General features: G+C 69.3%; 18 protein-coding genes. 4 read left to right on the plus strand and 14 right to left on the minus strand.

The genetic code is table 11. The annotated features are described in order from the left end of the window. Window positions 1-34: 34 nt before the first annotated feature. From ON29_RS23310 to dapE, 7 genes are all read right to left on the minus strand, one after another. Entirely contained in the window at window positions 35-973 is a 939-nt protein-coding gene (locus tag ON29_RS23310) for a glucosyl-3-phosphoglycerate synthase (RefSeq protein WP_040869504.1), read from the minus strand. Further along, complete coding sequence (gene folP, locus ON29_RS23315) at window positions 970-1,854, minus strand: dihydropteroate synthase (RefSeq protein ID WP_040869506.1); 885 nt, start codon at window positions 1,852-1,854, stop codon at window positions 970-972. Before folP ends, ON29_RS23310 begins: the two co-directional genes overlap by 4 nt. A 58-nt stretch (window positions 1,855-1,912) precedes the next feature. Further along, the gene (locus tag ON29_RS23320; RefSeq protein WP_083864021.1) at window positions 1,913-3,682 is read right to left on the minus strand and encodes a long-chain-acyl-CoA synthetase; all 1,770 of its coding nucleotides are present in this window, start codon (window positions 3,680-3,682) and stop codon (window positions 1,913-1,915) included. Between the two features lie 14 nt (window positions 3,683-3,696). After that, window positions 3,697-4,257: an LOG family protein gene (locus ON29_RS23325; RefSeq protein ID WP_040869508.1), complete on the minus strand. Its 561-nt coding sequence runs from the start codon at window positions 4,255-4,257 to the stop codon at window positions 3,697-3,699. Then, the gene (locus ON29_RS23330; RefSeq protein WP_040869687.1) at window positions 4,251-5,060 is read right to left on the minus strand and encodes an LOG family protein; all 810 of its coding nucleotides are present in this window, start codon (window positions 5,058-5,060) and stop codon (window positions 4,251-4,253) included. Before ON29_RS23330 ends, ON29_RS23325 begins: the two co-directional genes overlap by 7 nt. Before the next feature lie 55 nt (window positions 5,061-5,115). After that, a complete protein-coding gene (locus ON29_RS23335) occupies window positions 5,116-5,895 on the minus strand; it encodes an enoyl-CoA hydratase-related protein (RefSeq protein ID WP_040869689.1) in 780 nt (259 codons plus the stop codon). Between the two features lie 79 nt (window positions 5,896-5,974). Beyond that, a complete protein-coding gene (dapE, locus tag ON29_RS23340) occupies window positions 5,975-7,078 on the minus strand; it encodes a succinyl-diaminopimelate desuccinylase (protein WP_040869691.1) in 1,104 nt (367 codons plus the stop codon). A 146-nt stretch (window positions 7,079-7,224) separates the two neighbouring features. Here dapE and dapD point away from each other — a divergent pair, with 146 nt between their 5' ends. Then, the gene (gene dapD, locus ON29_RS23345) at window positions 7,225-8,172 is read left to right on the plus strand and encodes a 2,3,4,5-tetrahydropyridine-2,6-dicarboxylate N-succinyltransferase (RefSeq protein WP_040869509.1); all 948 of its coding nucleotides are present in this window, start codon (window positions 7,225-7,227) and stop codon (window positions 8,170-8,172) included. 50 nt (window positions 8,173-8,222) lie between these two features. Here dapD and ON29_RS23350 read toward each other — a convergent pair whose 3' ends face one another. Then, complete coding sequence (locus ON29_RS23350) at window positions 8,223-8,615, minus strand: PPOX class F420-dependent oxidoreductase (RefSeq protein WP_040869510.1); 393 nt, start codon at window positions 8,613-8,615, stop codon at window positions 8,223-8,225. Between the two features lie 33 nt (window positions 8,616-8,648). Next, window positions 8,649-10,067, minus strand: a complete 1,419-nt coding sequence (locus tag ON29_RS23355) for an acyl-CoA synthetase (RefSeq protein WP_040869511.1) — start codon at window positions 10,065-10,067, stop codon at window positions 8,649-8,651. Window positions 10,068-10,193: 126 nt separating this feature from the next. Between ON29_RS23355 and ON29_RS23360 the strand changes: the two genes are divergently transcribed. After that, window positions 10,194-11,045, plus strand: coding sequence for an oxygenase MpaB family protein (locus tag ON29_RS23360; RefSeq protein WP_040869513.1), 852 nt, complete (start codon window positions 10,194-10,196; stop codon window positions 11,043-11,045). Between the two features lie 104 nt (window positions 11,046-11,149). Further along, window positions 11,150-11,869, plus strand: coding sequence for a hypothetical protein (locus tag ON29_RS23365; protein WP_085994938.1), 720 nt, complete (start codon window positions 11,150-11,152; stop codon window positions 11,867-11,869). 5 nt (window positions 11,870-11,874) lie between these two features. Here ON29_RS23365 and ON29_RS23370 read toward each other — a convergent pair whose 3' ends face one another. Beyond that, window positions 11,875-12,507: a TetR/AcrR family transcriptional regulator gene (locus ON29_RS23370; protein ID WP_040869514.1), complete on the minus strand. Its 633-nt coding sequence runs from the start codon at window positions 12,505-12,507 to the stop codon at window positions 11,875-11,877. A gap of 169 nt (window positions 12,508-12,676) precedes the next feature. Between ON29_RS23370 and ON29_RS23375 the strand changes: the two genes are divergently transcribed. After that, on the plus strand, window positions 12,677-13,540 hold the full coding sequence (locus tag ON29_RS23375) for an oxygenase MpaB family protein (RefSeq protein ID WP_051175511.1): 864 nt from the start codon (window positions 12,677-12,679) through the stop codon (window positions 13,538-13,540). 9 nt (window positions 13,541-13,549) lie between these two features. Here the strand turns inward: ON29_RS23375 and pruA are convergent, their stop codons facing one another. From pruA to ON29_RS23395, 4 genes are all read right to left on the minus strand, one after another. Further along, window positions 13,550-15,184 carry an L-glutamate gamma-semialdehyde dehydrogenase gene (gene pruA / locus ON29_RS23380; RefSeq protein WP_040869516.1) on the minus strand — a complete coding sequence of 545 codons (1,635 nt, stop codon included), beginning with the start codon at window positions 15,182-15,184 and terminating at the stop codon, window positions 13,550-13,552. A gap of 111 nt (window positions 15,185-15,295) precedes the next feature. Then, on the minus strand, window positions 15,296-16,417 hold the full coding sequence (gene dapC, locus ON29_RS23385) for a succinyldiaminopimelate transaminase (RefSeq protein ID WP_281032561.1): 1,122 nt from the start codon (window positions 16,415-16,417) through the stop codon (window positions 15,296-15,298). Further along, complete coding sequence (gene fdxA, locus ON29_RS23390; protein ID WP_014987978.1) at window positions 16,414-16,737, minus strand: ferredoxin; 324 nt, start codon at window positions 16,735-16,737, stop codon at window positions 16,414-16,416. The genes dapC and fdxA overlap by 4 nt, the downstream gene beginning before the upstream one ends. Before the next feature lie 282 nt (window positions 16,738-17,019). Continuing rightward, entirely contained in the window at window positions 17,020-19,620 is a 2,601-nt protein-coding gene (locus ON29_RS23395; protein ID WP_040869520.1) for a bifunctional FO biosynthesis protein CofGH, read from the minus strand. Between the last annotated feature and the right edge of the window lie 97 nt (window positions 19,621-19,717).

Raw genomic sequence — 19,717 nt, forward strand, 5'->3', positions numbered from 1 at the left:
CCGCATCCCGGCGCCGCCACGGTGGTGGAGCGGTTCAGGCCGCCGCCCACGCGGGCCGCAAGGTGTTCATCGGCGGGCGGTCCAGCAGGGAGACCTCGGTGCGGTGCGCCGTGAACTCGTCGCCGATCAGCGGGAACTGGGTCAGCGCCGCACCCGAGTCCTGGATGCCGCTGCGCCCGAGCACGGTGCCCAGGATCTGGCGGCTCATCACGCCCAGGTCGGCCAGCGGCCGGTTGCGGTGCGTGCGCACGCCCAAATTGACCTGGCCGATCGCGGACATGCCGAGCCGGTCGTAGGTGTCCAGCAGCAGCCCGATCTCGACGCCATAGCCCGGCGCGAACGGCACCGAGGTGAGCAGTTCGCGGGTGCCCGCGTATTCACCGCCGAGCGGCTGCAGAACCTGGGACAGTTCCGGTCGCAGCGCGGCCAGCAGCGGCCGGGCGACCAGTTCGGTGACACGGCCACCGCCGGCCGCGTCCACCGCGCCGCCTTGCCGCAGCGGCCTGCGGTAATAGGCCTTGGCCAGATGCATGTCGCCGACCGTGAGCAATGGACCGAGCAACTTCGGGACGAAGGCGGGATCCGGGTCGATCAGGTCGGAGTCGACGAAAGCGATGAGATCACCGCTGGTCACCGCCAGGGAGCGCCACAGCACCTCCCCCTTGCCCGGCACCGGCTCGAGCTCCGGCACCGCCTGCTCGCGGCTGATCACCTCGGCGCCCGCCGCACGGGCGCGCTCCGCGGTGGCGTCGGTCGACCCGGAGTCCAGCACGATCAGCTCGTCGACCAGCGTGCCGAGCAGCGGCCGGATGCTGGCCACCACGTCGGCCACGGTCCGTTCTTCGTTCAGCGCGGGCAGCACCACCGACACGGTGCGCCCGGCTTTGGCGCGGACGAGTTCGTCCACTCGCCAGTTCGGGGTGTCCCAAGTATGGGTCGTCGCCCAGGCGGGCTCACGGTGTTGAAATGTCATGCCAGACCTCGCAAGGTTCGTGCGGGGGGCCGGATGCCCTGGATCGCGGCGATCATGTCCACGACCCGCCGGGTCGCGGCGACTTCGTGGACACGGAAGACTCGGGCGCCGGCCGCCGCCGACCATGCTGTTGCCGCCAATGTGCCCTCCAGCCGTTCGGAAAGACCGACACCTAAAGTCTCCCCGATGAAATCCTTGTTGCTCAGCGCCATCAAGACTGGCCATCCGGTTTTTACAAGAACGTCGACTCGGCGCAACAGTTCGAGCCCGTGATAGGTGTTCTTGCCGAAATCGTGCGTCGGATCGATCAGAATCGAATCCCGGCGCACCCCCGCCGCGAGCGCGTTCTCCGCCGCCTGCACCACGGTTTCGGTGACCTCACCCACCACGTCCGCGTAGCGGACCCGATGCGGCCGGGTGCGCGGCACCGCGCCACCGGTGTGGCTGCACACCACACCGGCGCCGTGCGCGGCGGCCACCGGAACGAGATCGGGATCGGCGCCCGCCCAGGTGTCGTTGATCAGATCCGCCCCCTCGCCCACCGCCGCCAGCGCCACCTCGGCCCGCCAGGTGTCGACGCTGATCAGTAGCTGCGGGTACTTCGCGCGAATGGCCGCGACGAACGGCACCACCCGGCGGGCCTCCTCGGCCGCGTCCACCGAATCGCCCGGCCCGGCTTTCACCCCGCCGATGTCGACGAGGTCGGCGCCTTCGTCCACCGCGCGCGCCACGGCCTCCATCGCCGCCGCGTCGGTGAACGTGGCGCCGCGGTCGTAGAACGAGTCCGGCGTGCGATTCACGATCGCCATCACCAGCGCTCGATCCGTCGCCACCGGCCTGCCGCACAGCGTGGGAAGCGGCACCGCGGTCGAGCTGAACATGTCAACGACTGTAGCCAGTCCGTCACTCCGGGTCTTCAGGCCGTGCTGATCTTGCCCGTCAGCTCTTGGGCGCCCGTCCCGCCGCCACCTCGGCGGCATAGTCGTCGTAGGCGGGGACATAGCCCTCGGTGCGGCCCGCGAGGACGTACAGCGTGCTGTCGGAGTCCGGGGCGTACCCCTGCTTGCGCAGTTCGACCTTGCGGCTTTTGAACGTGGAGGTCTGCTCCAGTTCGTGGACTATACGAATGAACAGCGGCACGGCATACCCCGGCAATTGCTGGTAGACCAGCTTCGCCACCGCCGCACCGTCGAATTCCGCGCCGGGACGCAGCGTCACCGCGGCCATGCCCGCCTTGCCGTCCGTCCCGGGGATGTCCACGCCGTAGACCACCGCTTGCGCGATCGGCTCCGCCTTGCTCAGCGCGCCCTCCACCTCGGTGGTGGCCACGTTCTCACCCTTCCAGCGGAAGGTGTCGCCGAGCCGGTCGACGAACGCGATGTGATGCCAGCCCTGCTCCCGGACCAGGTCGCCGGTGTCGAACCAGACGTCCCCGGGCTGGAAGCCGTCGCGCACCAGCTTGGCCTCGGTGGCGTCCTTGTCGGTGTAACCGTCGAACGGCGAGCGGTCGGTCACCTTGGCCAGCAGCAGCCCGACCTCGCCGGTGCCGACCCGGCGCAAACGGCCCTTGTTGTCCCGCCTGGCTTTTCCGGTCTCCTCGTCGTACTCCACGACGGCGTACGGCAGCGGACCGAAGCCCGCCGTGCGATCCACGCCGAAGGCGTTGACGAACGCGATGTTCGCCTCGCTCGCGCCGTAGAACTCCACGATCCGCTCGATGCCGAACCGCGATTTGAACTCGTCCCACAGTTCCGGGCGCAGCCCGTTGCCGACGGCGAGCCGGACCAGGTGCTGCCGATCGGTCGGCTTGGCGGGCTGGTTGACCAGGTAGCGGCATAGCTCGCCGATATAGATGAACGCCGTGGCCTGCTCGCGGATGACCTCGTCCCAGAACCGGGACGCGGAGAAACCCCGGCCGAGCGCGAGTGTGCCGCCGGAGGCCAGCACCGCGGACAACGCGACGGTGAGCGCGTTGTTGTGGTACAGCGGCAGGCAGCAGTACAGAGTGTCGTTGCCGCGCAGGCGAATTCCCAGGCCGCCCAGGCCCGCCATGCTCTTGGTCCAGCGCAGATGGGTCATCACGCTGGCCTTCGGCAGTCCGGTGGTGCCGGAGGTGAAGATGAGGAACGCCCGCTCCCGCGCGGTGATCTCCGCACAGCTCGGTGGGTCGGCGTCGTCGGCGTCGCGGGCCGCCTCGTGGAGTTCGTCGGCGGCGAGGACGCCGGCGGGTGGCTCGGGCAGCGAGTCGATCGCGTCGGCGCATTCCGCGCCCACCACGTTCAGCACGCTGCCGAGCAGGCCGAAGCTGTGCGCCAGCACGTTGTCGCGCTGATGGTGGTTGAGCAACCCCACGGTGGCACCGAGCTTGACCGTGGCCAGCACGACGAACAGTGTCTCCGGCCGGTTGGTCATCAGCACGCCGACCACGTCGCCGCGCCGCACCCCCCGGTCCGCGAGCACGCTCGCATACCGGTTCACCTGCGCGTTGGCCTGACCGTAGGTGAAGGTCGCCCCCTCGAACCGCAGGAACAACCGATCCGGATGCCGGTGGGCGTCGCGCTGGAAATACAGCCCCACCGAGGACTTGGAATCCGCCGTCACCAGCATGCTCAGCGCGTTGCGCAGCATGCCCGGCGCGTCCAGGGCCATCCCGGGAAGATTGCGGGCGAGGTCGAACAAACTCACCGTCGAGCGGGTGTCGGTGCTCACGTCTTCAGCTCTCCTCACTGGGTCCGCGCCGCCTCCAGTGCCGCGAACGCGGACGGGAGATCGGTCACCACGGTAATCCGGTCCAATGCCGTCTGGGGCACGAACTTTCGCTCGTACAACTCGTCCAGCCAGGAAAACAACCCGCGGAAGAAACCATTGGGATCCAGCACAACAACGGACTTCTCGTGCTGTCCCAGATAGCCGCCGGTCCAGGCCTCGAAGAACTCCTCCAGCGTGCCGATGCCGCCGGGCAGGGTGAGGAAGGCGTCGGCACGGTCCTCCATCACCTGCTTGCGCTGGCGCATGGTGTCGGTGACCACCAGCTCGTCGGCGTCGACGTCGGCGACCTCCCGGTGCACCAGGTGTTTCGGGATCACGCCGATGGTGTTCGCGCCGCCCGCGCGCGCCGCGGTGGCGACCGCGCCCATCATCGAGACGTGCCCGCCGCCGGACACCAGTTGCCAACCGCGCCGGGCGATCTCGGTGCCCACCCGGGCGGCCAGCGAGAGGTAGTCCTGGTCGGTGGTGCTCGCCGAGCAGTAGACACAGACGGCGAAAGGCCGATCGCTCACCACTGATCCTCCGTCCCGATCGCGTCCTCGGCGCCACCCGCCTCCGCGGCGGCCTGGATGATGTGCACGACCTCCTCGACGCTGTCGGTCACGTGCAGCAGACCGAGGTCGCCGGGGGAGATCTTGCCCGAACCTCCGAGCGAATCGCGCAGCCAATCGACCAGCCCCGCCCAGTACCTGGTGCCGAACAGGATGATGGGGAACCGGGTGATCTTGTGCGTCTGCACCAGCGTCAGCGCCTCGAACAACTCGTCGAGCGTGCCGAAACCGCCGGGCAGGCAGATGAACGCCTGCGAGTACTTCACGAACATCGTCTTGCGGACGAAGAAGTACCGGAAATTGATGCCCAGGTCGACCCAGTCGTTGAGGCTCTGCTCGAACGGCAGCTCGATGCCGAGGCCGATCGAGTAGCCGCCCGCCTCGCATGCGCCCCGGTTCGCCGCCTCCATCGCGCCGGGGCCGCCGCCGGTGATCACCGCGAAACCGGCCCGCGCCAGCGCGGCGCCGATGGCCCGCCCGGCCTGGTATTCCGGGTGGTCGGCGGACGTGCGCGCGGAACCGAAGACGGTCACCGCCCTCGGCACCTCGGCGAGCGCGCCGAAGCCCTCCACGAACTCGGCTTGGATGCGCAGCACGCGCCACGGATCGGTGTGTACCCAATCCGTGTCGCCACGCTTGTCCAGCAGGTGCCGGTCGGCGGTGCCCACGCCGTCGGCCCGCTCGCGGCGAAACATGATCGGGCCGCGGAATTTCGGTGTCGACTTGGGTTGGGGGGCGACCTCACGGTCCGCGGCGTCGGTGGACATGCGTTCCACGCTACCGCCCGGCAAGGCGGACCCAGAGAAAGGTCCCTGGGCTGCGCTAATCGGGCCAGGCGGGCGGGCGCTTCGCCAGGAAGGCCGCCATTCCTTCGCGGGCGCCGGGAAGTTGAGCGGCGGCGGCCATGACCTCCAGGGCGAGGGCGTAGGCGTCTGCTTCGGGACGGTCGAGCTGGCTGTAGAGAGTGCGTTTGCCGAGTGCCTTGCTGGCCCGGCTGCCCCGGGTCGCGCGGGCGAGCAACGCACCCACGGCGGTGTCCAGTTCGGCGTCCGGCACCACTCGGTTGATCAGGCCCCACTGTTCGGCGGTGCGGGCATCGATCGGGTCGCCGGTGAGGGCCATTTCCATCAGCCGTTTCCGTCCGACGGCGCGGGCCACCGGCACCGCGGGGGTGTGGCAGAACCAGCCACCCTTGCCGCCGGGGAGCGCGAACCCGGCGGATTCGGCGGCGACGGCCAGATCGCAGGAGGCCACCAGCTGGCAGCCTGCGGCCGTGGCCAGACCGTGCACCCGGGCGATCACCACCTGCGGCACCGACTGGATGGCCGACATGAGCTCGGTGCAGAGTGCGAGCAGTTCCCGCACGCCGAGCAGGTCGCGCGCGGCCACGTCGGCGAAATCATGACCCGCGCAGAACACCGGGCCGCGCGCCCCGAGCACTATCCCGGTGGCATCGGTCTCCCCGGCAGCCCGGAACGAGGCGAGCAGTTCGGCCAGATGCTCACCCGACAGCGCGTTGCGCCGCTCCGGCCGGTTCATGGTGATGCGCACCGTGTCGCCGTCCCGCGCGACCAGCAGATGCCGATACTCCAAGGCGGTCATATCTCCACCGTAGATCTCTGCGGGCAGCGACACGACAGGTCCGAAAATCCGATTCCAGAGAACGACCCGCGCGCAGCGTTCAGTCCGGTGCGCTGCTCAGGTAGCTGCGCAACATGGCGGTGACGGCGGTGATCTGGTCGACGGGGACGTGCTCGTCGCGCTTGTGCGCGAGGTTGGGATCGCCGGGACCGAAGTTGACGGCGGGGATGCCGCGGGCCGCGAAACGCGAGACGTCGGTCCAGCCGTACTTCGCGCGGACACCGCCGCCGCCGTGGCGCTGCACCGAGTCGATCAGGTCCTTGGCCGCCGGCGCCGTCAGGCCGGGCAGCGCGCCCGGCGCCGCGTCGATCACCTCGAAGGACAGCTCGAGTCCGGCGAAGACCTCGCGCACGTGCTCGACGGCTTGGTCGATCGTGCGGTCGGGAGCGAAACGGAAGTTGACCTCCAGCTCGGCGGCGTCCGGCACGACATTGCCCGCGACTCCGGCCTCGACCTGCACGGCGGACAGGCCCTCGCGATAGACGCAGCCGTCGATGTCCACTTCCCGCGCGCGATAGTCGGCCAGCCGCTGCAGTATCGGGGCCAGCCGGTGAATCGCGTTATCGCCCAGCCACGCCCGCGCCGCATGCGCGCGAACGCCGGAGGTGCGCAGCCGAGCGCGCAGCGCGCCCTGGCAACCGGCCTCGATCCAGCCGCCGGACGGTTCGCCGAGGACGGCGAGGTCGCCGGTGAGCCAGTCGGGCAGATCCCGCTCGATGTGCCCGAGCCCGTTGAACTCGGCGGCGATCTCCTCCCCGTCGTAGAAGATCAAGGTCAGGTCGTGCACCAGGTCGGCGACGGTCGCGGCGAGGTGCAGAAAGACCGCGTCGCCCGACTTCATGTCCACCGAGCCGCAGCCGTAGAGGACCCGCTCGCCCACCGGGCTCACCTCGAACCGGCCGGGCACGTTGTCGGCGATCGGCACGGTGTCCAGGTGCCCGGCCAGGATCACCCGGGTGGGCAGCCCGCGTCGGGTGCGCGCCAGCACGACGTTTCCGTGCCGGAGGATCTCGAACCCCGTCGTCTGCTCGCGCAACGCCCGCTCCACCACGTCGGTGATGGCCGCCTCGTCGCGCGAGACGCTCGGGATGTCGACGAGTGCGGCGGTCAGTGCGATCGGGTCGGCATGCAGGTCGATGGTCACGCGCTTCACCCTACGACCCGCTCACCCGCCCCGGCCCGCACGCCGCCTCGGGTCGCGGCCGTCTCTTCCGGGAGCGGTCGCGGCGGTAATGGCGGTCGCCGGAGCAGCCGCACCGTTGTCCGGCGCGGGTCGGTAACCTCTAGGCCGTGAGCATCCAGGGAGCAGCAGCAGTCGGTATCGCCAATGTGACCGCGGACGGGACCGTACTGGACACGTGGTACCCGGCCCCGCAGCTGGGCGAGTTCGCCGAGACCGGCACCAAGCGGCTGGACGAGGCGCCCGCCGAGTACGCGGCGCTGCTGGGCTTCGACGACGCGCGCGGGGTCGACGTGATCGCGGTGCGCACCACGATCGCCGACCTGTCCGCCGCCCCGGTCGACGCGCACGACGTCTACCTGCGCTTGCACCTGCTCTCGCACCGCCTGGTCAAGCCGCACGAGGTGAGTCTGGACGGCCAGTTCGGCCTGCTGACCAACGTGGTGTGGACCAACCACGGCCCCGCCGCGGTGGAGGGCTTCGAGGCCACCCGTGCCAAGCTGCGCGCCCGCGGCCCCGTCACCGTGTACAGCGTGGACAAGTTCCCGCGCATGGTCGACTACGTGCTGCCCTCCGGCGTCCGCATCGGCGACGCCGACCGCGTCCGCCTCGGCGCGCACCTGGCCTCCGGCACCACCGTCATGCACGAAGGCTTCGTGAACTTCAACGCGGGCACCCTCGGCGCCTCGATGATCGAGGGCCGTATCTCCGCGGGCGTCGTGGTCGGTGACGGCTCCGATATCGGCGGCGGCGCGTCCACCATGGGCACGCTCTCCGGCGGTGGCACCAAGGTCATCTCCATCGGCGAGCGCTCGCTGCTCGGCGCGAACTCCGGCCTCGGCATCCCGCTCGGCAACGACTGCGTGGTCGAGGCGGGCCTCTACCTGACCGCGGGCACCAAGGTCACCACCCCCGACGGCACCCTCGTCAAGGCGGCCGACCTGGCCGGCCGCGACAACCTGCTGTTCCGCCGCAACTCCACCACCGGCGCCGTCGAGGTAGTCCCCCGCAAGGGCACCGGCATCGAACTCAACGCCGACCTCCACGCCAACGACTAGAACCTCCACGAGTGGCGCAACCAAGTGCCACTCGTGGAGGCTCGGCCGGATCAGGCGGTGTCGGGAGACTCACCGGAGAGCCCGAATGCGATGACGCGTCGGGGATGGATGCGGATCATTTCGCGGGAGACCCCGGAGATGTACGGGTCGATGTCGGTGAGCGCTTCGGCGGTGCCGCGGATTTCGAGGCAGCGGACCCGCCATGGCTGGACCGACGCGACGTCGTCGACGACGAATGCGACGTGGTCGTTGGTGGCGAGGTTGCGGAATTTCCACGAGGCGCCCATGTTCCAGCCCGCGATGTCGATGGTGCCCAGGTCGGCGTTGTAGCGGAAGCCGACGGGGTTGTTCTGCGGGGTGCCGTCGGGCCGGACGGTGGCCAGCCGGCCCAGGCGCTGGGTGTGCAGGTAGTCGATCTGTTCGGGGGTCAGGGTCGAAGTCATGGGCCGACCGTAGAACCTCTACCGAACTCGAGGTCAACCCAGCTTGTTCTTCTGTACCTTGCCCATCGCGTTGCGCGGCAATGTGTCGACCACGCGGACCTCGCGCGGACGCTTGTGCACCGAGAGTTCACCGGCGACATGGTCGATCAGTTCGCGTTCGGTCGCGGCATCGCGCAGCACGACGAAGGCGGTGATGCGCTGACCGAGGTCGTCGTCGGGCAGGCCGACCACCGCGACCTCCGCGACCGCCGGATGACCGAGCAGCACCGTCTCGACCTCCCCCGCGCCGACCCGGTAGCCACCGGATTTGATCAGGTCCACCGATTCCCGGCCGACGATGCGGTGGAAACCCTCCGCGTCGATCGCGGCGACGTCGCCGGTCCGGAACCATCCGTCCTCGGTCCAGTTCTGCGCGGTCGCCTCCGGTCGGTTCAGATAACCGTCGAAGAGCATGGGCCCGGACACTTGAAGGCCGCCGATGCTCTCGCCGTCGTGCGGGACCGGGGAGCCGGACTCGTCCCGGAGCCGGGTGCGCACGCCACGCACCGGCGTGCCGACCCAGCCCGGCCTGCGCTCGCCGTCGGCCCGGGTGGACAGCGTGATCATGGTCTCGCTCATGCCGTAGCGCTCGACCGGCGCGTGCCCGGTCAGCTCGCGCAGTCGCTCGAACACCGGCACGGGCAGTGGCGCACTGCCGGAGACCAGCAGCCGCGCGCCGGACAATCGCTTCGCCGAGTCGCGGTCCTCGACCACCCGCGACCACACGGTCGGCACGCCGAAGTACAGCGAACCTCCGGCCGCCGCGTACGCCTGCGGCGTGGGCTTGCCGGTGTGGATCAGCGGACTGCCCACGCGCAGCGGGCCGAGCAGTCCGAGAATCAGCCCGTGCACGTGGAACAGCGGAAGCCCGTGCACCAGCGTGTCGCTCGCGGTCCAAGCCCATGCGTCGGCGAGGGCGTCCAGACCGGCGGCGATCGCGCCCCTGCTGAGCATCACGCCTTTGGGCAACCCGGTGGTTCCCGAGGTGTACAGCACGAATGCCGTAGCGGCCGGGTCGGGTTCGGGATAGGTGTGCCATGACCTGGCGTGCCGCCGCACCGGCACCACGGGCAGTTCCGCGTCCTGCGGCGCTTTCCCCAGCCACGCCTGAGCACCCGAATCGGCCAGGATGTGCGCCCGCTCCGCGGTTCCGGAATCCGGGGGCACGGGCACCACGGTGACACCCGCGATGAGGCAGCCGACCACCGCGAGCACGGTCTCCACGGTCGGGCCTGCCAGCACCGCCACCCGCTCGGCGCGCGCGACGCGTTCGGCCACCGAAGTGGCCGCTCCCAGCAGGTCACTGCGGGACAGGGTGGTCCCGTCGATCGTGACGGCGTCGGGGATGTCCGCTCCACCTGCGACGGCGAGGGGGTTCAGCGAACTGAGCAGCAGCGGAGGACCGAACGACATCCGCCCACGCTACTTCGCCGGGTCCACCGCGGCGCGTGGCGACCGGTGCGGGCTGTGACGGTTGACACTCCCGCTGACGTGGTGAGAACGTTGTTGCATAGCTTTCTCAGTACTGCGAGGTCGATGATGACCAGGCCACTTCCCGCCACGCGTTCCCCCGAATCGCCGGACTCCTTCGACATCGGGCAATACATCGACGGCATAGCCGGCTTGTTCGGCGGCGTCGCGAACGTCATCATGCAGCTGAGCACTCCGCCGGTCGGATACGGCGTGCTGGAGAGCACCGTGCACAGCGGCAACGTGATGTTGCATCCGATCAAACGACTGCGCACCACCTTGACCTACCTCTCGGTGGCGATGCTCGGCACCGACGAGGAACGCACCGCCTACCGCGAGGCGGTCGACGTCTCACACCGCCCGGTCCACTCGACCGCGTCGAGCCCGGTGCGCTACAACGCCTTCGACCCCGCGCTGCAACTCTGGGTCGCGGCCTGCCTGCATTGGGGAGCGCAGGATCTGTACGAGCGCATGCACGGCCCGATGGACGAGACGACGGCCGACGCGTTCTACCATCTGGCCGCCCGGCTCGGCACCACCCTTCAGATGCCCGAATCGATGTGGCCGACCGACCGGCGCGCCTTCGCGGAGTACTGGGCCACGAATCTCGCGAAGACCAGCATCGACCCGGTCGTCCGTGCCTATTTCGACGACCTCGTCGACCTGCGCATGCTGCCCCGGCCCGCGCAGTTGGCGTTCGGGCGCCTGCATCGCTTCTTCGTGACCGGCCTGCTGCCCGAGCATCTGCGCGCCGAGATGGGCATGACCTGGACCGACCGCGACGAGCGCGCCCTCGCCCACATCCTGCACGCGGTCGGGGCCACGCAATCCTGGCTCCCGCGACCGATCCGCCTGTTTCCCTTGAACGCCTATCTCCTCGATATGCGCGTCCGGCGCCGACTCGGCCTGCGCCTGGTCTGACGGCGAACTCCGTTTCGTATAGCTACTACTGGGCAATCGCATCACGTACCTACCGATCGTGTAGTCCCGATCGGCGGTCCGACGACGCGAGCCAGGAGGAGAACATGGGCCACCGATTGACCATGACCGCGCTCGTCGCCGGTGCGCTCCTGGCGCTGTCCGCCCCGGTAGCCTGCGCCGACGAGACCGCGGAGACCGAGGTGGCCGCGGTAGCGCCGCGCACGGCGATTTCCGTGCGCACCTCGGTGGGCATCGGCTGGGGCACGGCGAACGAACACGAGTCGCGGTCGAGCCTGTCGCTGTCCAAACTCTTCTTGGCCGACTACGCCCTGCGCCACGGCGACGGCTCGGCCGAGGATCGATTCCTAGGCGAGCAAATGATCCGCTATTCAGATGACGGCGCGGCGAGCGTGATGGAGGCCAAGTACCCCCAGGCCATCGCCGCCATCGCCGCCGAATACGGGCTCGCCGAGACGACGCCCGGACCCAATTGGGGCGCGGGGACGACCAGCGCCGCCGACGTCTCCGACTTTCTGGCCACGAAACTGCGCACCGATCCCGGATCACCGATCTTCGAATGGATGGCGGCGGCGGGATCGACGGCCCAAGACGGCACCGAACAGGACTGGGGCACCGCACGGTGGCCGTTCGTGCTCGGCACCAAATGGGGCTGGTCGGATCTCGGCGAGCCGGAGGTCGCCTCGGCCTCCTACGGCCCCGGTTTCGCGGTGACCGCGCACACTCGCGGCACCTCGGCCGAGCAGACCGCGGACGTGACGGCCGCGCTCTGGGCGATGATCACCGGGGTCCCGCTGCACCGCTGAGCCGGTCAGCGCACCCGGAACGACACCGCCACGTGGTCGCGCGCGAACTGCCGGATCGACGCGTCGTCACCGAGCGGGATGACGGTCTGCGGCGTCAGCGCCAGTGACAGCGCGGTGCGGGCGATCATCTCGGCCAACGGCTCCGGATCGTATTCCGGCAACTTGCCTTCGCGCTGCAAGCGGGTGATGAATTCGGCCAGGTAGTCCCGCCCGAGCTCGATGACCGGAGCGCCCTGGGTGGTCAGGTAGGGCAGCACGAGTTCGGGTTCGGTGGCCAGCAGCCGGTGGATCAGCTGATTTCCGCGCAGGCCGTTGATGAACGCGGCGAACAGTTCGACGATCTGATCTTCCGCGCTCGCGTTCCGGTCTACCTGGCGCTGGAGCGCGGCGTCGACCTCCTCGATGAAATCGCGCGTCTGCCGCAGCCCGACGGCCCTGATCAGATCGGTTTTGCTCGCGAAGCGGCGATAGAGCGTGGCCAGCGACAATCCGCCGCGGCGCGCGACTTCGACCATGCTGGTCCGCTTGATACCGAAGTCGAGGAACGCCAGCAGCGCCGCGTCCAGCACTCGCGCCTGGTTGCGATCCTCGGGGGCAGCGCTGCGCACCAGCGGCAGCAGCCTGGTCAACCTGGCCATACCTCAACCCTATCCGCGAGACCGAAACGATGACACTTTCAGCATCGCACACCGTCACCGTCTTCTCGCATGATTGACACCGGCCGCGAGTCGATGAGAAAATTAGGGCATAATCTTCTCATCGACCGATTCTCCCTGGATCGGGCCGACACGAAAGACGAGGTCGACGATGACCGCGCCGCTGCGCACCGCCGAGCACGAGCCCGACCCCAGCCGAACCCTCACGCCGGAGACGGTCGAAGAGTACGTGGACGGCATCGCCGCCTTTCTCGGCGGCGCGGCCAATGTCATCATGCAGCTGAGTTTGCGCCCGGTCGGCCGCGGCGTCCTGGAGAGCACCGTCGACAGCGGCAAGGTCACGCTGCATCCGATCAAGCGGCTGCGCACCACACTCACCTATATCGCCGTCGCGCTGCTCGGGTCGGATGCCGAGCGCGAGGCGTACCGCGAGGCCGTCAACGTGTCGCACCGGTCGGTGCGCTCCACCGCCGCGAGCCCGGTGAAGTACAACGCTTTCGACCCGAACCTGCAGCTGTGGGTCGCGGCCTGCCTGTACTGGGGCATCGATGACCTCTACACCCGGATGCACGGCCCCATGGACGACGCCACCGCCGACGCCTTCTACGACTACGCCGCGCGCCTGGGCACCACCTTGCAGATGCGGCCGGAGATGTGGCCGGCGAATCGCGCGGCATTCCAGCGGTATTGGGACGAGAACTTGAAGAAGCACGGCATCGAACCCGAGCTGCGGGACTACTTCGACGGTCTGATCGACCTGAAGATGATGCCGCGACCGGTGCAGGTGGCCTTCGCCGGGCTGCAACGCTTCATCGTCACCGGCCTGCTCCCGCAGCACCTGCGCGACGAGATGGGCATGACCTGGACCGACCGCGACCAGCGGCGCCTGGACCGGCTGCTGCGGGCCATCGGGGCCGTGCACCGGCGACTGCCGAAATCCGCACGAATGTTCCCGCTCAACGCCTACCACTACGACCTGCGCAGGCGGCTGCGGCAGGGGAAACCGCTGGTGTAACCGCGCGCCTCAGCTCCCCATGTGCGGATAGCGGTAATCGACGGCAGGCACGAACGTCTCCTTGATCGTCCGTGGCGCGACCCAGCGCAGCAGGTTCAACGGCGAGCCCGCCTTGTCGTCGGTGCCGGAGGCGCGCGCCCCGCCGAACGGCTGCTGACCCACCACCGCGCCGGTGGGCTTGTCGTTGACGTAGAAGTTGCCCGCCGCGAATCGCAGCGCGGCGTCGGCCTCTTCGATCGCGTACCGGTCCTGCGCGAACACCGCGCCGGTGAGCGCGTAGGGCGCCGCCGACTCCACTTCGGCGAGGATCGCGCTGTAGGCGCCGGGTTCGGTGTCGTCGTAGACGTACACCGACAGGATCGGTCCGAAGTACTCGGTGGCGAACGATTCGTCGTGCGGGTTGTCCGCCAGGAACACGGTGGGCCGGACGAACCAGCCTTCGCTGTCGTCGTAGGTTCCGCCGACCGGGATGGCGATGCCCGCTTCCACGGCGCGGCGGATGGCCGTCACGTTCTTGTCGTAGGCGCGCCGATCGATCAACGCCCCACCGAAATTGGACAGATCCGCGACGTCGCCGTAGCTCAGCTCTTCGGTCTCGTGCAGGAACTCGTCGCCCATCGCGCGCCAGACCGACCGCGCGATGTAGGCGCGCGAGGCCGCCGAGCACTTCTGGCCCTGATACTCGAACGCTCCGCGAATCAGGGCGGTGCGCAGCGCGTCCGGGTCGGCCGAGTAGTGCGCGACGATGAAGTCCTTGCCACCCGTCTCCCCCACCAGGCGCGGATAGCCGTGGTAGCGGTCGATATTCGCGCCCACCTGCTGCCACAGATATTGAAATGTCCTGGTGGAACCGGTGAAATGGATTCCAGCCAGCCTCGGATCGGTCAGCGCCACCTCCGACAGCTGCACGCCGTTTCCGGTGACCATGTTGATCACGCCGGGCGGCAGGCCCGCCGCCTCCAGCAGCCGCATCGTGTGGAACGCCGCCAACGTCTGCGTCGGCGAGGGCTTCCACACCACCGTGTTGCCCATCAGCGCGGGCGCGGTCGGCAGGTTCCCGGCGATCGCGGTGAAGTTGAACGGCGTGATGGCGTAGACGAACCCTTCCAGCGGCCGATAGTCCATCCGGTTCCACACCCCGGCACTGGACGCGGGCTGTTGCGCCAGGATGTCGCGCGCGAACGCGACGTTGAAACGCCAGAAGTCGACCAGCTCACACGGGGCGTCGATCTCGGCCTGCTGGGCCGATTTCGACTGCCCGAGCATGGTGGCCGCCGCGAGAGTCTCCCGCCACGGCCCGGCCAGCAGGTCGGCGGCGCGCAGCAGCACCGCGGCGCGGTCCTCGAAGGGCAGTGCCCGCCACCCCGGGGCGGCCGCCACCGCGGCATCGATGGCTCCGTGCGCTTCCGACTGGGTGATGTCGGTGTAGGTCCCCAGCACTTGCCGGTGCCGGTGCGGTGCGACGATGTCGTGCCGTTCACCGATACCGGGACGGTGCTTGCCGCCGATCACCAGTGGCACGTCGACGGGCGCGGCGGACAACTCGGCGAGTTTGCCAAGCAATAGCTCACGTTCGGGACTACCGGGCGCATAGGAGTGCACCGGCTCGTTGGCGGGCGTGGGGACAACCGTGACAGCGTCCATACCTCAGGCTAGCTCGCCTTGCCCCGCGCGCGTGGACGCCGACACACCGGGATCGGAACGGCCCCTATCGAAATTGCTGCGCTCGCACGGAGCAGGAAAGCGCTTCCGGCGTCAGCCCGCGGCCAGTCGTTCGGCCGCCGCGGCGATCCGCTCATCGGTCGCGGTCAGCGCGATCCGTACGTGCTCGCTCGCGCCGGGGCCGTAGAAGTCGCCGGGCGCGGCGAGGATGCCGCGGTCGGCGAGCCAGTCCAAGGTGGTCCGGCACGGCTCACCGCGCGTGGACCACAGATACAGGCCCGCCTCGGAGTGGTCGATCCGGAAACCCGCCGCCTCCAGCGCTTTTCGCAGCACGTCACGGCGGGCGCGGTACCGCTCGCGCTGACGCGCCTCGTGCGCGTCGTCGCTGAGCGCGGCCGTCATCGCGGCCTGGATCGGGAACGGCACCATCATGCCCGCGTGCTTGCGCACTTCGAGCAGCTCCGCGACCAGCGCCGGATCGCCCGCCACGAACCCGGCGCGGTAACTGGCCAGGTTGGAGGTCTTCGACAGCGAATGCACGGCCAGCAGGTTGGTGTGGTCGCCGTCGCACACCTCGGGGTCGAGCAAGGAGAGGGCGCGGCCCTCCCAGGTCAGTCCCAGGTAGCACTCGTCGGAGGCGACGATCGCGCCGCGTTCCCGGGCGAAGGCGACCACCTTGCGCAGATGCTCGACGCCGAGTACCCGGCCGGTCGGGTTGGACGGCGAGTTCACGTAGATCAGCGCGGGCGTCTGCGGGCCGAGCCGGGTCAGTCCATCGGCGCGCAGCACCTGCGCGCCCGCCAGCAGCGCGCCCACCTCGTAGGTGGGATACGCGACCTCCGGGATGACGACCAGGTCGCCCGCGCCGAGGCCGAGCAGCCGGGGCAGTCCCGCGATCAGCTCTTTGGTGCCGATGGCGGGCAGCACGGCCGCGGGCTCGAGTCCGGTGATCCCGTAGCGCCGCTTCAGCGCGTCGACCGCGGCCGCACGGAGTTCGGGGGTGCCGTGCGTGGTGGGATAGCCGGGCACGGCGGCGACGGAGTTCAGCGCGGTCCGGATCAGCGGGTCGACCGGGTCGACCGGAGTGCCGACGGACAGGTCGACGATCCCGCCTGGATGGGCAGCCGCCCGCACCTTCACCGAAGCGATGGTGTCCCAGGGAAAATCGGGTAGCAGGCTGCTGACCCGGCCACGCGGCGACACGTCAGGTCTCACTCACTCGCCATCGGGGGCAGTTCCTTGATGAACGGCGGGTCGTAGTCGACCTTGCCGACCTTGGTGGCGCCGCCGGGCGAGCCCAGCTCATCGAAGAAATCGACGTTGGCGTTCACGTATCCGCTCCACTGGTCCGGGGTGTCGTCTTCGTAGAAGATCGCCTCCACCGGGCACACCGGCTCACATGCACCACAGTCCACGCACTCGTCGGGATGGATGTACAGCATGCGGCCACCCTCGTAGATGCAGTCCACGGGGCATTCCTCGATGCATGCCTTGTCCTTCACGTCAACGCACGGTTCAGCGATGATGTACGGCACTGCCGCTCTCCTAGTCTGTCCTCGCCTGCGGGATAGTCCGCCCGGCGAAACCCTATCCCGGCACCCCACGTTACTACTGGTCAGCCTGCCCTAACTTCGGGTGGTATGTCCCGCCTACGCGGGTCTTCCGGCCGCCGCGGTCGGATGGTACGGAATCTGTGTTCTCCGGGGTGGCCCGTCGGTGAGACGGGCCGCACCCATACGTGCTCTCGAAATCGGGTTCGGGCATCAGTGACCGCGAGACGTTTCTCGCCGAAGTTACCGCGGAGTGCTGCCGATTCCCTACCCCACCGTCAGCGGCAATGCCGACACCTTGCGTTCCGGCACACCGTAGATGGTCGTCCGCTCCCTGGCCGGCCGTCCGATGCCCGCGGCGATCTCCACCAGTTCCGCGACGGTCTTCGCCGAGCCGTGCTGCGAGCCCGCCATCCGGGAGATGGTCTCCTCCATCAATGTACCGCCGAGATCGTTGGCGCCGCTGTTGAGCATCACCCGGGTACCGGTGGTGCCGAGCTTGACCCAGCTGGTCTGGATGTTGTGGATCCGGCCGTGCAGCATGATCCTGGCCAGCGCGTGCGCGGCGCGGTTGTCCCGGTTGGTCGGCCCCGGCCGCGCAGCGCCCGCGAGGTACAGCGGCGCGCTCTGGTGCACGAACGGCAGCAGCACGAATTCGGTGAAACCGCCGGTCTCGTCCTGGATACCGCGCAGCACGCGCAGATGCCCGACCCAGTGCTTCGGATTGTCCACGTGGCCGTACATCATGGTCGAGCTGGACCGGATGCCCACCTGATGGGCCGTGGTGATCACCTCGATCCACGCCGAGGTGGGCAGTTTGCCCTTGGTGAGCACCCAGCGCACCTCGTCGTCCAGGATCTCCGCGGCGGTCCCCGGAATGGTGTCCAGGCCCGCTTCCTTCAGCGCGACCAGCCAGTCCCGGATGCTCTGTCCGCCGCGCGAGGCGCCGTTCACGATCTCCATCGGGCTGAACGCGTGCACGTGCAGCGACGGCACCCGCCGCTTGACCGCCCGCACCAGGTCGGCATACCCGGTGACCGGCAGGTCTGGGTCGATGCCGCCCTGCATGCACACCTCGGTGGCGCCGTCGACATGCGCCTCCCAGGCCCGGTCGGCGACCTCGTCCATGCTCAGCGTGAACGCGTCCGCGTCCCCCTTGCGCTGGGCGAACGCGCAGAAGCGGCACCCGGTGTAGCAGATATTGGTGAAGTTGATGTTCCGGTTCACGACGTAGGTGACGTCGTCGCCGACGGTGTCGCGGCGCAACTGATCGGCCAGCGCGGCGACCGCCTCCAGGTCCGCGCCGTCCGCCGTGGCCAGCGCGAGATACTCGGCGTCGCTGAGCCCGGCCGGATCGCGCTCGGCGGCGCGCAGCGCGGCGAGCACGTCGGCATCCAGCCGCTGCGGCGTGCTGACGGCGAGGTCGCGCGCCTGTTCACGAATGGTTTCCCAGTCGCCGAAAGCGCCGACGAGGTCCTGCCCGAGCGCCGCGTCGCTGCGGGTCTCGGTGTTGCGGCCCTCGGTGTCGATGGCGGTGTTGAGGTCGACGCGCCCGGCCGATTCCCACGACTCCTCGGGTTCCTGCCAGGGCAGGCCGACCGGGATCGCGTCCGGCTTCGCCAGCCCCGTCGCCGGGTCGGTGAGCGCCGCGACGTGCGCGCCGATGCGCGGATCGACCCACGGATTGCCCGCGCGCACGTACTTCGGGTGCGCGGAGGTCCGCTCGACCAACTGATAGCCCGCCGCCTCGGTGATCTCCCGCAACGTGTCCAGGTTCGGCCACGGCCGCTCCGGATTCACGTGGTCGGGCGTCACCGGCGAGACGCCGCCCCAGTCATCGATGCCCGCCTCGATCAGCGCGCGGCACTCCTCGTGCGACACCAGGTTCGGCGGCGCTTGCACCGGCACGTCGGGCCCGAGCAGCACGCGGGTGACGGCGATGGTGGCGAGGAATTCCTCCAGGCCCGCGTCCGGCACGTCCCGCATCGCGGTGTCGTCCTTGGCGCGGAAATTCTGGATGATGACTTCCTGGATATGCCCGAAAGCCTTGTGCTGCTTGCGGATCGCCATGATCGAATCGGCGCGCTCCGCCATCGTCTCGCCGATGCCGACCAGGATGCCGGTGGTGTAGGGCACCGACAGCCGGCCCGCGTCGGTGATGGCCCGCAGCCGCACGGCCGGGTCCTTGTCCGGACTGCCGTAGTGGCAGTTGCCCTTCTCGGTGAACAGCCGGGCGGAGGTGGTCTCCAGCATCATGCCCATGGACTGCGCCACCGGCTTGAGCCGCGCGATCTCCGCCCAGGACATCACGCCTGGGTTCAGGTGCGGCAGCAGGCCGGTCTCCTCCAGCACCATGATCGACACGGCGCGCAGGTAGTCCAGCGTGGAGTCGTAGCCGCGTTCGTCCAGCCACTGCGCGGCCTCCGGCCAGCGATCCTCGGGCCGGTCACCCAGCGTGAACAGCGCCTCCTTGCAGCCCAGCGCCGCACCTCGGCGGGCGATGTCGAGCACTTCGTCGGGTTCGAGGAACATGCCCTCGCCCTCGGCGCGCAGCTTGCCGGGCACCGTGACGAAGGTGCAGTAGTGGCACTTGTCCCGGCACAGGCGGGTCAGCGGGATGAAGACGTTGCGGGAATAACTGATCGTCTTCGGACGCCCGGCCGATGCCAGCCCGGCGTCGCGCACCCGCGCGGCGCTGCGACAGAGGTCGGCGAGGTCGTCACCGGTCGCGTGCAGCAGCACCGCGGCCTCGTCCACGTTCAACGTGACACCGTCGCGGGCCCTGCGCAGCGCCCGGCGCATGGCCGATGGACTGGGCGGCGCGGACGGGACGCTCGGGTTCGGTAGGTCGGTCACGCCCTCGATCATGCGCTACACATCCGGAACTGTCTCCCTCCAGTGCTGGTTGCGGCGGAGCGGACAAGCCACCCGGGGCTACGGCTCCACCCGCCACGGCGCCCGCGCA

It is taken from the genome of Nocardia exalbida NBRC 100660 (assembly GCF_000308575.1).
Classification (GTDB): domain Bacteria; phylum Actinomycetota; class Actinomycetes; order Mycobacteriales; family Mycobacteriaceae; genus Nocardia; species Nocardia exalbida.

Excerpts from the sequence above, each read along its gene's own strand:
- ON29_RS23310 (WP_040869504.1), bottom strand. The coding sequence starts at position 973 with ATGACATTTCAACACCGTGAGCCCGCCTGGGCGACGACCCATACTTGG.
- folP (WP_040869506.1), bottom strand. The coding sequence starts at position 1,854 with ATGTTCAGCTCGACCGCGGTGCCGCTTCCCACGCTGTGCGGCAGGCCG.
- ON29_RS23330 (WP_040869687.1), bottom strand. The coding sequence starts at position 5,060 with ATGTCCACCGACGCCGCGGACCGTGAGGTCGCCCCCCAACCCAAGTCG.
- ON29_RS23335 (WP_040869689.1), bottom strand. The coding sequence starts at position 5,895 with ATGACCGCCTTGGAGTATCGGCATCTGCTGGTCGCGCGGGACGGCGAC.
- ON29_RS23350 (WP_040869510.1), bottom strand. The coding sequence starts at position 8,615 with ATGACTTCGACCCTGACCCCCGAACAGATCGACTACCTGCACACCCAG.
- ON29_RS23355 (WP_040869511.1), bottom strand. The coding sequence starts at position 10,067 with ATGTCGTTCGGTCCTCCGCTGCTGCTCAGTTCGCTGAACCCCCTCGCC.
- ON29_RS23360 (WP_040869513.1), top strand. The coding sequence starts at position 10,194 with ATGACCAGGCCACTTCCCGCCACGCGTTCCCCCGAATCGCCGGACTCC.
- ON29_RS23365 (WP_085994938.1), top strand. The coding sequence starts at position 11,150 with ATGGGCCACCGATTGACCATGACCGCGCTCGTCGCCGGTGCGCTCCTG.
- ON29_RS23370 (WP_040869514.1), bottom strand. The coding sequence starts at position 12,507 with ATGGCCAGGTTGACCAGGCTGCTGCCGCTGGTGCGCAGCGCTGCCCCC.
- ON29_RS23375 (WP_051175511.1), top strand. The coding sequence starts at position 12,677 with ATGACCGCGCCGCTGCGCACCGCCGAGCACGAGCCCGACCCCAGCCGA.
- pruA (WP_040869516.1), bottom strand. The coding sequence starts at position 15,184 with ATGGACGCTGTCACGGTTGTCCCCACGCCCGCCAACGAGCCGGTGCAC.
- ON29_RS23395 (WP_040869520.1), bottom strand. The coding sequence starts at position 19,620 with ATGATCGAGGGCGTGACCGACCTACCGAACCCGAGCGTCCCGTCCGCG.